Below are 13,386 nucleotides of genomic sequence, written 5' to 3'. Positions count from 1 at the left end.
AATACATAAATTTAATAAAGATAATCTTTCAAAAAAACTGTTGTTTCAAAAACCGTTTAATGCTAAACTTGATGCAAAACAAAGCTCACAGAAAGTACGTCAAATTATAGATGTAATAATAAATATTTTAAATAGTTATATGGTTTGAGTATATATTATGGTTAAGATGTAGCGCAACTATTATGATTTAACATACATACTATTTACTTGGAAGGAGTTTTTTATTATGAGGAAAGACTGGGATAAGTATTTTTTAGAGATAGCATTTAAAGTAAGGGAAAGGTCTACATGCCCAAGGCTTCAGGTAGGTGCTGTGGTTGTAAAGGATAATAGAATAAAAGGAACAGGATACAACGGCAGTCCGTCAGGCATGGATCACTGTGATGATGTAGGGTGTATGATACGAGGAAACCATTGTGTGCGGACTATTCATGCTGAGGTCAATGCCCTCTTAGAATGTTCTCCTGAAGAACGCAAAGGTGCTACAATATATGTCACTGCTCGCCCCTGCGCAGAGTGCTCTAAACTTATCATAAACTCAGGGATAAAGCGAGTAGTATATGCTATTGAGTACCCACCTGATTATGATTGGTTCAAAGACGCTCCTTGGATAGAAGTGGTTTGTATGTCCCTGGATACATAATGTGTTTATTATAAATTCAAACGTATATATTCTTATTTATAAGTAGAAAGTCCTCAATCCTATTCACCTTTTAGGGAGTCCCAAAAGGTGAATTTATGTGCCTGGCATAGGGAAAAGCTAAGTGGTGAAAGTCCGCTACTGATCTGGCTTAGCCAAAGGCAAGGGTTGCCTGTGGTGACATCGGTTACGCGCACAAGTGCGTAATAAAAGAAGCCGGAGGCAGAATCCTTAGCTGACGAACAGGAACCGCATAAAACTGGCGGCCTTGCTGATGATTGAAATTATTCCTCTTTTATTATGCCTGCAACTAGCTGTGTCCATTCCATAGAGCACTTTATGAATATCTTAATATCTTATAGTGCTACAATAATACGCTAAATTAAGGAAAAATACAAGGTATTTTTACTAATTTGAAGGATCGTTGTAAATTTCTTATTGATATTTTTCTTAGTTTATATTTTAATTTTACCATTTTATGTTTTCACATGTTCATTCTGGTGACAAATGCACTGTCGAATCTTAAAAGTGCGGCAATATTCCTTACTTCTGATGCATCAGCATGTGAGAAGGATTCATTATAGCTGTAACTGGTGGACAACTGTCAAGGTAATTACATAGCATTTCTAATTTTACTTAATTGTCAAGAAGGATTTTGTAAAATTATATAGAATATAAATACATTAATATGAAACTGTGTTCCGCTATGCAAAATCAGCGAATATGGTTTAACAATAATAAAAATACATAGGAGGTTGTGTTGCTGTGAAAAAAAAATACATTACAGGAATTGTAGTTTTTCTGCTTGTTGCTATGTTCTTAGTAGGATGTGGTAACAGCAATAATAACAGTAATTCTAAAGCCCAAGAAACTAATAATGAAAAAGTAGTTACAGATTTCCCCAAAAAGAATATTGAATTAATTGTACCCTTTGCTGCAGGAGGAGGTACAGATGCAGTTGCCAGAGCCCTTGCGAATGCTGCCGAAAAGCAATTGGGGCAACCTGTCGTGATAGTTAACAAAACAGGAGGTTCCGGTGCAGTTGGTATGACGGAAGGTGCTAATTCAAAACCTGATGGTTATACAGTGACTATGATAACAAGAGAAATAGTATCTCTACCACTTATGGGTCTTGCAAGTATTTCGGCAGATGATTTTGACCTTATAGCAAATATTAATCAAGATCCTGCGATGATATTGGTTAAATCGGATTCAAAATATAACAGTGCAAAGGATCTTCTTGATGATGCAAAGAAAAATCCAGGTCAGATAAAATTTGCAAGTACAGCAAAGCCCAATTTCTATGTATTAGCTCTTGAAATTGATCAAGATGTAAAATTTAATCATATTCCCTATAATGGTGCAGCTGAAGCAATACCAGCAGTGTTAGGTGGGCATGTTGATTTTACCATTACAAATCCGGGAGAAGCCTTATCTCAAATAAAAGCCGGTCAGTTAAGACCTTTAGCTGTTATGGCTGACAGTAGGCTGGAGAATTTACCTGATGTTCCAACTCTAAAAGAGGAAGGAATAGATGTAGTATCTGGGACATGGCGGGGACTTGCGGTGCCAAAAGGAACCCCAAAAGAAGTAAAAGATATATTGAGCGACGCTTTTAAAAAGGCTTGTGAGGACGAACAATTTGTAGACTTCATGGAAAAATCAACTTTAGGTATCTATTATCTTGATGCTGAAGAATTTAGGACATTCATTGACAATGATACCGAGTTATTGAGTAAAATAGTCGATGAGTTAAAAAAAGAACAATAATACAATAATATATGATGACCGCTAGAATGCTCTAGCGGTCTACAAGCAGGTGATATAAAAATGAAGAGGATAAATATAGTTACAGGAATTATCTTTATAGCTTTAAGTATTTTTATTTTTGTACAATCACTAAGTTTTCAGCAGACAATGATAACAGATAATTTCATAGGTGCTGCCTTTTTTCCAAGAATGATTGCAGTAATTATGCTTATTTTGTCCGCAATATTGATCGTAAGTTCTATCTTGGAAAAGGACTGGCACAATGATACCAGTAGTATATTTAAATGGGAAACATTTAAATTTCCATTAATTGGAGTGATTGTTTTATTGATATACATTATGTTATTGGATAAATTAGGTTTTATCATAGACACGATAATACTTAATATTGTCCTTTTAAGCATATTTAGATATAACAACAAGATACTAACTTTGTTATTATCCTGCGCAATAACTTTAGCTATATTTCAGGTATTTCAAAGAATACTGATGGTACCTTTGCCCAGCGGTTTATTAGGCTTTTAAGGGGGACTATATATGTTTGAATTACTATTGGCAGGTCTAAAAATAGCACTGACTCCAAGAATGTTTTTTCTATTGATTTTAGGTGTGAGCGGTGGAATTGCGATAGGTGCATTACCAGGCCTTACGGCTACCATGGGTGTTGCAATTCTTCTCCCACTTACTTTTGGTATGGAAGCAACTGCAGCACTAGTTATGTTGGTGGGCATATATATTGGTGCGATATATGGTGGCTCCATCTCGGCAATATTGTTAAAAACTCCCGGTACACCGGCAGCAGCGGCAACAGTGTTTGATGGTCACACTATGGCTCAAAAGGGTGAAGCGGCTAAAGCACTTAGCATGGCAACTATTGCTTCTTTTGTCGGCGGGTTAGTAAGTACAATTTTACTAATTACAATATCACCGATTCTAGCTAATTTTGCTCTCCGATTTAGCGCGCCGGAATACTTTGCCCTTGCAGTATTCGGATTAAGTATTATAGCAAGTATCTCTGGTGATAACCCAATAAAAGGACTTTTGTCAGGAATGTTCGGCTTATTCATCTGTACTGTGGGTATGGATCCTGTAACAAGTTTTCCCAGATTCACCTTTGGTAAAATCGAGCTTTTAAATGGCTTTTCTGTTATTCCGATATTAATCGGCCTTTTTGCTGTTTCTGAAGCTCTTGTCCAAATGGAAAGTATCTTTGAAAAAGATATAACAATTCAAAAGTTTAAAAGTGGAATTGTTTCTATCAAAGAAATAATCAGGGTTCTACCTGTTATGTTAAAATCAGCAGTAATGGGAACATTTATAGGTGCGATACCTGGAGCAGGAGCGGATATTGCAGCTTTTGTATCTTATAATGAAGCGCGAAGAAGCTCAAAAAACCCAGAGAAATTCGGTACAGGCATTTTAGAAGGCATTGCTGCTCCGGAAGCCGGAAATAATGGAGTAACAGGAGGGGCACTGGTTCCTTTGTTAACATTAGGTGTACCTGGAGATGCAGTTACTTCTATACTCTTAGGTGCTTTGATAATACAAGGCCTTCAACCAGGGCCGATGCTTTTTACCGAAAATGCCGATATTGTATATGGTCTTTTTAGTTCTATGCTTGTAGGCAATATTATAATGTTAATTCTTGGCCTTACAGGTATTAGATTATTTAGTAAAGTTGTTGAGATACCTAAGAAGATTATAATACCTGTAATTCTATCCCTTTCTATTGTTGGATCTTTCTCAATAAACAATAGTATATTTGATGTCTATGTAATGTTGCTGTTTGGGATAATCGGCTATTTTATGCAAAAGGCCCAGATGCCCACTTCGCCGATAATCTTGGCAGTTATATTGGGTCCTATGGCAGAAAGCAATCTAAGGAAATCATTATTGTTGTATCAAGGAAGTATCAAGTTTTTATATACAAGACCTATAACTGCTATATTCTTGTTGCTATCTATCTTTTCCATAGTATCTTCTTACATGAAAGTCGAAAATAATAAACAAAAGCTTAAACAGGAGCATAGTAATTGAACATAAATCTTTCTTTGCTTTACGACAGTATGCATAAAAAACCATATTGGTTTTCAGTATAGGCCCTAAGAAAATGGTTTATTCTTGATGTGTTCGGTATGAGCAACCACTTGAACTTGATTGTGAAAATCCTCTGCGGGCTTGATAGAAGGAAGTGCTAGTCAAAGGCAAGGGGAAACAGAGTAAAAACCTTATATCTAAAAGCATACCCAGTAAAGCAATTAGAAATACTTAAAAGAGATGATAAAACACAAAAACTGTGCATACATAGATTGGGGTAATTCAGAAGGCTTCCTGCAAGTGCTCAGTCCTATTATATAAAGAGAAATTATTATATACAGCCAACCAATCCAAGTTAATTGAAATTCTTTTAAGTACAATAAAAGATAATGGAGTTCTATTGCTAATTCAAAAGTTTCTAAACGTGGGAATTACGGACAAAGGAATGTTCCTAAATAAAAAGCAAAAAAGACGTTCCTCAAAGGGGGATTATGCTAAGCTTAGCACAGTCCCCCTTGTGGTCTCCCAATTTCTGTTTATTGAAAACTCCTATCCGCTATCACTAGTGCTTTAATAAACTTTTTAAATGGTTCCAGTATCTTGCCATCACTAACTTTTCGATTTATCGCATCTAGGATTAGTTCATGGTCTAGTCTAACGAAGTATTTTAACAGATCTATATATACTACTACATGCTTTAGCTGGTATTTCTTCCCTTGTGTTCCAGCTTATTTAGACTTATCAAATTATATACATAAAAATTTTTTCTTTTAAAAGAAGGATTTTGGCGGAAAGTGTAGAATTATCTAAATAATGATGTATGACGTATGACGTATGATGAGAGAAGATGATAAATGTGTCTAAAGTAAGAAAAAATTTATCTAATGAAGTTGCAAATACAATAATACAGATGATACAAGATAATAAATACAAACCAGGAAGCAAGCTTCCTAATGAAATGGAATTATCGGAGATGTTTGATGTAAGTAGAACAACAATCCGGGAAGCAGTTAAAACTCTTGCGTCTAATAATATAGTAAAGATAGTCCGTGGTAAAGGCACTTTTGTAGCTGAAAAACCAGGCTTAATAAATGATCCCCTAGGTGTAAGTTTTATACAAGATAAAAATTTAATTTTATGCCTATTTGAAACAAGATTATTAATTGAGCCTAGAGTTGCAAATTTAGCTGCAAAAAGAGCTACCCCGGGAGATATAAATAAGCTTCAAAGCTTATTAATAGATATGGAGGAGGTGATCAATAGAAAAGAAAACCACAGTGATATTGATATAGAATTTCACACCGCTATAGCAAAAGCTACACAAAATCCCATAATTGAGCGAATAATACCGATAATTATCGAATCCATCATTAAAGGCTATTTTGAGACGGTCAATGTACCTGGAAGCCCAGACAGGGCTTTAAAGTACCATAAGAGTATATTTAAAGCAATTAACAATAGTGATCCTGAAGGTGCAGAGAAAGAAATGCAAGCACATTTAGAAGCAACCTTAGAAGATATAGACATTGCAGAAAAAGCAAGGCAACGTCAAGTAAATAGTGACTAAATCATAAGCAAAAACAAAGGGAGGTTTTACGAATGAAAAAAGGCTATAAAAAGTACTTTAGTCTTATAGTGATTTTACTTTTATTGACGAGTCTTATAACTGGTTGCGGAGATACCAATACAGCTGATTCTTCGGATCAAGGAAAAGAAGAAATTGTAAAATTGAAACATTGGTTGTGGCTTGATGATCCAAACGATCCAACATTTTCTCAGCTGGTGGAAGAATTTAATAATACACATCCTAATATTCAAGTAGAAGTAGAAGTTATTGGATGGAATGACTTCCATACAAAATTATTAAACAGTGTAACTGGTGGCAGCGGGCCAGATACTTCATCATTTAAATTAACTTGGCAGCCGGAATTCATAGGTCAAGATGCGCTTATGCCTCTTAATGATTTTTTGAAAGAGTGGCCAGGGAAAGATGATGTTGCGGAAAACCTGTGGGATGTAATGGAATACGAAGATGGGAATAATTACGTAATGCCGTGGGAACTTCAGGTGCTTTATATGTATTATAGGCCTAGTATGTTTGAAGAGGTAGGAGCAGAAATACCAGATACATGGGATGAATTTCTAGAAATTGCTAAGAAACTTACCAAAGATACAGACGGGGATGGCAAAGTCGATCAATATGCTTTTGCCATGCGAGGGGCTAGAGGTGGACATGAGCCATGGGCAAGTTTTATTTTATCAAATGTACCAGAAAATACGTTCTTTGATGATGAAGGCAATTGCACATTAACATATCCAGAAGCAATTGAAGCTAATGAGCTTTTCTTGGATTTATATAAAAAATATAAAGTAGTTCCTCCTACTGCGGTCGCTGATGGCTTTAACGAAATTATTACTAATTTCAAATCAGGAAAAGCTGCTATGGTTATACATCATATTAAGTCCTCTAATGGCATGATAGAGCAATTTGGTGATGATGTAGATGCATTTCCGGTACCTGCCGGCCCCCATGGACGATGGACCTCTATGGGCGATACAGAAAATGTAATTTATAAGTCAACTAAACATCCACAAGAAGCTTTTATATTTGTTTCGTGGTTATCCGAAAAAGAGCAAATAGAAAGATGGTGTAAAGCAACTGGAAATGTTCCTGTTTTGAAATCTCTTCAAGATCAGGATTACTTTAAGGAGAATAGATTTATGGTAGCGTCTTTTGAATCAATGCCTTATGCCCACGTGTTTCCAATAAATGAAAATATGGGTGAATGGATAGAATCTTTGTGGCCTGCAACGACCCAACAAGCGCTGGAAGGTAAAATCAGCAGCAAAAAAATGATGGAAATTTTAGCTGAAGGAATGACAAAATAATTTTTTAAAAGTGAATTGGTTCAATAAGAAGGGGCCGAAAAATCGACAAATAAGCTGTAAATTCTATTTTTTGTTCGGCCCCTGTGCATTTATTTTGCGTTCCGGATTAAGGAGTGAGTCAACATGAGAAAATCACGACTTAACATAACACCGTATTTGCTTGTGGCACCAGCCTTTATCTTAATGATTCTAATAGTAGGTTATCCGATACTTAATTCGATTTATATGAGTTTTTTGGATTACACTTTATATAAACCTAAAAATATAGAATTTGTTGGACTTGCAAACTATTTAAAAGTGTTGAATGATCCGATATTTAAAGAGGCCTTGCTAAATACTATTCTGTGGGTTGTATTTGGAGTATTTTTCCAATTTTTGTTTGGTTTAATCCTAGCAATGCTTTTAAACAGGGAATTTAAAGGAAGAGGTTTTATAAGATCAATTATATTGATTCCATGGGTTACCCCTGGTGTTTTAATTGGTCTTATGTGGACATGGATGTATGATGGAAACTATGGTGTAATAAATGACATTCTTTCGAAACTGCATATTATAGATAACTATATTCCATGGCTAGCCAGCTCTAATACTGCACTGGCATCAGTTATAGTAACCATTATATGGCAAGGTATTCCATTTTTTGCTATCATGCTTCTGACAGGTCTTCAAGCTATACCTATAGAACTCTATGAAGCTGCTCATGTAGACGGGGCTAGTAGCTGGCGCACTTTTTGGCATATAACAATGCCGTTGCTCAAACCTACAATCCTTGTTTCGTCGCTACTGAGAATCATATGGGTAGCTAATTCCGTTGATGTAATATACACCATGACAGGTGGAGGCCCAGGATACAGCACACATACTTTAAGTGTTTATACCTATATAAAAGCTCAAAAAGCTTTAGATTTTGGTTATTCATCAACATTAGCAATATATCTTACTTTGATACTTTCTTCAGTTGCGTTTTTGTATTTAAAAAATTTGAATTTAAAGGAGGTAAGGTGAAGTGAAGAAATCTAAATTTGCCAAAAACCTGCTATTCTTTTATATTCCGTTGGTACTACTCATAATTTTTGCTCTATTTCCCTACCTCTGGACTTTTCTTACATCGATAAAACCAGAAAAAGAGCTTTATACGCCGGCTTTACAATACTTACCCCGACAGCCAACTTTAGAGAATTATATAACTCTTTTTAACAAAACAAACTTTTTTAAAAGCATGGGTAACAGCTTTTTAGTAGCTGGAGTTACATCTATTATTAGCCTGTTAGTATCTATTCTTGCAGCGTATTCATTTGCTCGATTTAATTTTAAAGGGAAAATGTTTTTCATGGTTTCCTTCTTGCTTATAAATATGTTTCCGCCTGTATTACTTTTAACCCCTCTATTTACTATTATGCAAAGGCTCAACCTATTATATACTCCATATTCCCTTATTATTGCCTATTCGACTTTTACAATACCTTTTTCAGTTTGGCTTTTAACAGGATATATACAGGATTTACCCGTATCTTTAGAAGAAGCAGCAATGGTTGATGGATGTAGTAGACTTGGAGCATTTTTTAGAATAACTTTACCATTAACCATTCCTGGAATTATAGCTACAGGCATTTATATTTTTATTACTGCTTGGAATGAATTTATTTTTGCTTTGATGTTTACTAACGAAGCTACTAGAACATTGCCTGTAGCTCTTCAGACATTTATCGGGCAGTTTGAAATCCAGTGGGGTTTATTAACTGCAGGAGGTGTCATAACAACAATTCCGGTTGTAGTTTTGTTTATGTTTGTTCAAAAAAGTCTGGTAGAAGGTTTGACTGCAGGTGCTGTGAAAGAATAGTTTTTACTTACGAAGGAGGAAAGTATATGCAAGAGAATATACAAGTAAACGAACTGCCTTCAAGTGATCTACATTTTATTAGCAGTGAAGTGCGAAAAGATGTAATTAAAATGCTTGGAAAAGCAAACTCCGGACATCCCGGCGGTTCACTGTCTATAGTAGATATTTTAGTAACATTATATTATAGAGTTATGAAGGTTGATCCGAAAAAACCTGATTGGGAAGATAGAGATCGTTTAGTATTAAGTAAAGGTCATGGATGCCCTGCTTTGTATTCTGTTTTGGCTCGTAGAGGTTACTTTAATATGGACCAGCTTGGTACGCTCAGGCAATTAGGATCAATACTTCAAGGTCATCCTGACATGAAAAGGACTCCCGGCATCGACGTATCGGTGGGATCATTAGGACAAGGATTATCAGTAGCGGTAGGGCTAGCTTTGGGAGCCAGATTAAAAAATAAGGATTATAAAATTTATGCTATTATTGGTGATGGGGAAATGCAGGAAGGTCAGATATGGGAAGCATTAATGGCATCGATTCATTATAAACTTGATAATCTTACAATTGTATTGGATTATAATAAACTTCAGATCGATGGGACAAATAATGAAGTGCTGAGTCTTGGTAATGTTAAAGATCGCATGCAAGCTTTTGGATTTAATGTTTATGAAATAGATGGCCACAATTATGATGAAATATACGGTGCATTATCTGCATTAGCAATTTCTCAAAAGCCCAAATTTATAATTGCACATACCATAAAAGGTAAAGGTGTTTCATTTATGGAAAATAAAGTAGAATGGCATGGGAAAGCCCCGAACAATGAAGAAATTACAAAGGCTCTTATAGAACTAGGAGGCAAATCAATATGACAAATATGAAGTCACCACGCATTGCATATGGAGAAGCTTTGGTCGAACTGGGCCTTAAAAATAAGCAGGTTGTTGTTTTGGATGCAGATCTTGCTCATGCAACACAGACAGTAATCTTTAGCGAAAAGTTTAAAGACAGATTTTTTAATATGGGTATTGCAGAACAAAACATGATTGGAGTTGCAGCTGGTTTAGCCTTATCAGGTTTTATTCCATTTGCCAGCACATTTGCTATATTTGGAGCCGGAAGAGCGTTTGAACAGATAAGAAACACCGTTTGCTATCCAAACCTGAATGTAAAGATTGCTGTTACGCATGCAGGGATAACAGTTGGTGAGGATGGGGCTAGTCATCAAGCTATAGAAGATATTTCACTAATGCGGTCTATTCCGAACATGAAAGTTGTAGTCCCCTGTGATGCGATAGAAACCAAAAAAGCTATTTTTGCCGCAGCGAAAATACATGGCCCGGTATATATAAGAATTGCAAGGCCGGTAGCTCCGATCATAACTGAAGAAAATACTGATTTTAAAATAGGTAAGGCTCAAATTTTGAGGAAGGGGAAGGATTTATCTATTTTTGCCACAGGATTAATGGTGGATAAAGCCATGAAAGCGGCTAATGTCTTATATGGCAAAGGGATAGAAACTACGGTAGTAAATATTCATACAATTAAACCGCTCGACGAAGAATTAGTATTAAGCGAAGCTGCAAACACAGGGAAAGTAATTACGGTAGAAGAACATTCAATAATTGGAGGTTTAGGATCTGCTATAGCTGAAACTCTTATAGGGAGACTACCGGTTAAAATGAAAAGAATAGGCCTAAACGATACTTTCGGTCAATCGGGCAATCCAAATGCGTTGATGGAATATTATGGGTTAACTGTAGAAAATATAGTTAAAACAGTTAATGAGATACTAAACTAACCTGATGACGAAATCTTTTTTTTCGAAAGTATCAAAGTGCTTCCCTCTGCTTAGACCTCAAATTTCAAATCATTGACAAACCATCTTATTTGAAATAAAATAATGAATGAAAGAGCATACACTACAAAGGGAGCGATTTCATTGCAACATTACATATACGGTTTTTTGATGTCAATGGTTTTGGCATACTTAGTGACACCGTTTGTAATGAAACTTTCTTGGAAAATTGGAGCTATTGATGTACCTACTGATACCCGAAGAGTTCATAAAAAACCAATGCCTAGGCTTGGCGGTCTTGCCATTTATATTTCTTTTGTGGTAGTAGGGTTAATAACTTTACCTTTAAATCTTCCTTATGTACAGGGGATATTTTTAGGTGCAACCATAATTGTAATAGTTGGAATTTTAGATGATATCTACGACCTTCCCGCTAAAGTAAAGCTGTTGGGGCAAATTGCAGCTGCAGTAGTGCTGCTGCTTTTTGGTATAAAAGTACAGTTGATTACAAATCCGCTCGGAGGCATGATTCTCCTTGGGAAATTAGCCATTCCCGCAACCTTATTTTGGGTAGTGGGGATTACCAATACACTAAATTTTATTGACGGACTTGACGGGTTGGCGGCCGGAATTGCCGGAATTGCCGCTTTTACTATGATGCTGGTAAATTTGAGTCTTGAACAGGCTAATGGAGCTCTTATAATGGCTCTTCTTGCCGGTGCTGCAATTGGATTTTTGCCATATAATTTTAATCCGGCTAAGATTTTTATGGGTGATACGGGTGCTATGTTTTTAGGTTTCGTTCTGGCTGCCCAAGCTATTGAAGGGGCTGTTAAAAGTGCTACCGCCATAGCCTTGATTGTTCCCATATTAGCCTTAGGGCTGCCTATTTTTGATACAGCTTACGCAATTTTACGCAGGTTTGTAAATGGCAAGCCGTTAATGCAGGCAGATAAAGGTCATGTACATCACAGACTAATGGCTATAGGATTATCTCAGAAACAGGCTGTGCTGTATATGTATGTTATAAGTATTTCGCTGGGGATATGCTCAGTGGTTCTGGCCATGATAGGCATTAAGCAGGCAGCAGCAGTATTCGCCTTAGTAATTTTTATGTTGTTAGTTTCGGTAAGGTATATAAATATAACTGTAGAAGCGAAAAAATCTACTCATGGAATGTAAAGGGGAGTAGCCATTGGACAAAATAAAAATTCTGGTGATTTTTGGTACAAGACCTGAAGCTATAAAAATGGCACCATTGGTGCAAGAACTTAAAAAAAGAGATAATTTTCAGTGTGAGGTAGCGATTACAGCTCAACACCGGGAAATGTTGGATCAGGTGCTGAGCCTTTTTAACATAAAAGCCGACTATGATTTAAATATAATGACCGAAAAGCAAACATTATTCAGTATTACAACAAGTGCCCTCCTTGGTTTAGGAAAAGTCTTGGATAAGGTAAAGCCTGATATGGTAATAGTTCATGGTGATACCACCACTACATTTGCCGGTGCTTTGGCAGCTTTTTATCATCGAATTAGGGTTGGGCATGTTGAAGCAGGCCTTAGAACTCACGACAAATGGCTTCCGTTTCCCGAAGAAATGAACAGAAAGCTCACAGGCTCCCTTGCCGACATACACTTTTCACCTACTGAAATTGCTCGAAAAAATCTCTTGGAAGAGGGAGTAAAACCGGAAAAAATAGTGGTTACCGGTAATACGGTAATAGATGCATTAAAAACTACGGTAAAACAAGATTTTATTTTTTCTACTGATTTGCTAAATAATCTAGACTATAAAAGGCAGAAAATTATTCTGGTTACAGCCCATCGTCGGGAGAACTTGGGCAAACCTTTGGCTAATATTTGTCATGCCCTTCGAAAATTAGCGGATAACTTTCCCGAAGTCAAAATAATATATCCAGTGCACTTAAATCCGGCTGTAAGGGATACTGTTTTTGATATTCTGGGCGGGCATGAGCGCATACTACTCCTTAAACCTTTAGATACCGATGAAATGCATAACCTAATGGCTCATTGCTATATGGTAGTTACCGATTCGGGCGGCCTTCAGGAAGAAGCTCCGTCTTTGGGTAAACCGGTGCTGGTCTTAAGAAATGAAACCGAAAGACCGGAAGCTGTTAAAGCCGGCACTGTTAAGATAATTGGTACAGAAAGTGAAACCATTTATGAAGAAGCAAGGAAGCTTTTAACAGATAAAGATGAATATGAACAAATGGCTAATGCTATAAATCCTTATGGTGATGGTCATGCCTCGGAAAGAATTGCAGATTTTTTACTTTATTATTTTGGGATTAATAAGGATAAACCGGCAGAATTTAAAGCTCAATATTAAAATAATGCAATATTAAATATTAGAATAATGGTGCAGGTAAGCAGCAGGCTTAGTTATCT

General features: G+C 36.3%; 12 protein-coding genes. All 12 read left to right on the top strand.

What is annotated here, in order from left to right; translation table 11 throughout:
* The first annotated feature begins 226 nt into the window (after nucleotides 1-226).
* The 12 genes from TEPIRE1_RS10455 (at nucleotide 227) to wecB (ending at nucleotide 13,327) form a co-directional block, all read left to right on the top strand.
* Nucleotides 227-643 carry a deoxycytidylate deaminase gene (locus TEPIRE1_RS10455; RefSeq protein WP_013779145.1) on the top strand — a complete coding sequence of 139 codons (417 nt, stop codon included), beginning with the start codon at nucleotides 227-229 and terminating at the stop codon, nucleotides 641-643.
* Nucleotides 644-1,405: 762 nt separating this feature from the next.
* Nucleotides 1,406-2,410 (top strand): tripartite tricarboxylate transporter substrate binding protein, encoded by a 1,005-nt coding sequence (locus tag TEPIRE1_RS10450; RefSeq protein WP_013779144.1) that lies wholly within the window; start codon nucleotides 1,406-1,408, stop codon nucleotides 2,408-2,410.
* A 60-nt stretch (nucleotides 2,411-2,470) separates the two neighbouring features.
* A complete protein-coding gene (locus TEPIRE1_RS10445) occupies nucleotides 2,471-2,935 on the top strand; it encodes a tripartite tricarboxylate transporter TctB family protein (protein ID WP_013779143.1) in 465 nt (154 codons plus the stop codon).
* Between the two features lie 12 nt (nucleotides 2,936-2,947).
* Nucleotides 2,948-4,447 (top strand): tripartite tricarboxylate transporter permease, encoded by a 1,500-nt coding sequence (locus tag TEPIRE1_RS10440; RefSeq protein ID WP_013779142.1) that lies wholly within the window; start codon nucleotides 2,948-2,950, stop codon nucleotides 4,445-4,447.
* Nucleotides 4,448-5,294: 847 nt separating this feature from the next.
* Entirely contained in the window at nucleotides 5,295-6,014 is a 720-nt protein-coding gene (locus TEPIRE1_RS10435) for a FadR/GntR family transcriptional regulator (protein WP_013779141.1), read from the top strand.
* 32 nt (nucleotides 6,015-6,046) lie between these two features.
* Entirely contained in the window at nucleotides 6,047-7,336 is a 1,290-nt protein-coding gene (locus TEPIRE1_RS10430; RefSeq protein WP_013779140.1) for an ABC transporter substrate-binding protein, read from the top strand.
* A 123-nt stretch (nucleotides 7,337-7,459) separates the two neighbouring features.
* Nucleotides 7,460-8,341: a carbohydrate ABC transporter permease gene (locus tag TEPIRE1_RS10425; RefSeq protein ID WP_013779139.1), complete on the top strand. Its 882-nt coding sequence runs from the start codon at nucleotides 7,460-7,462 to the stop codon at nucleotides 8,339-8,341.
* A 1-nt stretch (nucleotide 8,342) separates the two neighbouring features.
* Complete coding sequence (locus TEPIRE1_RS10420) at nucleotides 8,343-9,176, top strand: carbohydrate ABC transporter permease (RefSeq protein WP_013779138.1); 834 nt, start codon at nucleotides 8,343-8,345, stop codon at nucleotides 9,174-9,176.
* A 26-nt stretch (nucleotides 9,177-9,202) separates the two neighbouring features.
* The gene (locus TEPIRE1_RS10415; RefSeq protein ID WP_013779137.1) at nucleotides 9,203-10,048 is read left to right on the top strand and encodes a transketolase; all 846 of its coding nucleotides are present in this window, start codon (nucleotides 9,203-9,205) and stop codon (nucleotides 10,046-10,048) included.
* Nucleotides 10,045-10,977 carry a transketolase family protein gene (locus TEPIRE1_RS10410; RefSeq protein ID WP_013779136.1) on the top strand — a complete coding sequence of 311 codons (933 nt, stop codon included), beginning with the start codon at nucleotides 10,045-10,047 and terminating at the stop codon, nucleotides 10,975-10,977. The genes TEPIRE1_RS10415 and TEPIRE1_RS10410 overlap by 4 nt, the downstream gene beginning before the upstream one ends.
* A 141-nt stretch (nucleotides 10,978-11,118) precedes the next feature.
* Entirely contained in the window at nucleotides 11,119-12,156 is a 1,038-nt protein-coding gene (locus TEPIRE1_RS10405; protein WP_013779135.1) for a glycosyltransferase family 4 protein, read from the top strand.
* Between the two features lie 13 nt (nucleotides 12,157-12,169).
* Nucleotides 12,170-13,327: a non-hydrolyzing UDP-N-acetylglucosamine 2-epimerase gene (gene wecB / locus TEPIRE1_RS10400; RefSeq protein ID WP_013779134.1), complete on the top strand. Its 1,158-nt coding sequence runs from the start codon at nucleotides 12,170-12,172 to the stop codon at nucleotides 13,325-13,327.
* Nucleotides 13,328-13,386: the final 59 nt, after the last annotated feature.

The sequence above is a fragment of the Tepidanaerobacter acetatoxydans Re1 genome, assembly GCF_000328765.2.
In the GTDB taxonomy this organism is placed as follows: domain Bacteria; phylum Bacillota; class Thermosediminibacteria; order Thermosediminibacterales; family Tepidanaerobacteraceae; genus Tepidanaerobacter; species Tepidanaerobacter acetatoxydans.
Note: the sequence above shows the minus strand (reverse complement) of the source record. Positions and strands in the feature narration are given on the sequence as shown.

Bases quoted from the DNA above. Each gene is read 5' to 3' on its own strand.
- TEPIRE1_RS10425 (WP_013779139.1), top strand. From the start codon at position 7,460: ATGAGAAAATCACGACTTAACATAACACCGTATTTGCTTGTGGCACCA.
- TEPIRE1_RS10410 (WP_013779136.1), top strand. From the start codon at position 10,045: ATGACAAATATGAAGTCACCACGCATTGCATATGGAGAAGCTTTGGTC.
- TEPIRE1_RS10435 (WP_013779141.1), top strand. From the start codon at position 5,295: ATGATAAATGTGTCTAAAGTAAGAAAAAATTTATCTAATGAAGTTGCA.
- TEPIRE1_RS10430 (WP_013779140.1), top strand. From the start codon at position 6,047: ATGAAAAAAGGCTATAAAAAGTACTTTAGTCTTATAGTGATTTTACTT.
- TEPIRE1_RS10455 (WP_013779145.1), top strand. From the start codon at position 227: ATGAGGAAAGACTGGGATAAGTATTTTTTAGAGATAGCATTTAAAGTA.
- TEPIRE1_RS10440 (WP_013779142.1), top strand. From the start codon at position 2,948: ATGTTTGAATTACTATTGGCAGGTCTAAAAATAGCACTGACTCCAAGA.
- TEPIRE1_RS10445 (WP_013779143.1), top strand. From the start codon at position 2,471: ATGAAGAGGATAAATATAGTTACAGGAATTATCTTTATAGCTTTAAGT.
- TEPIRE1_RS10415 (WP_013779137.1), top strand. From the start codon at position 9,203: ATGCAAGAGAATATACAAGTAAACGAACTGCCTTCAAGTGATCTACAT.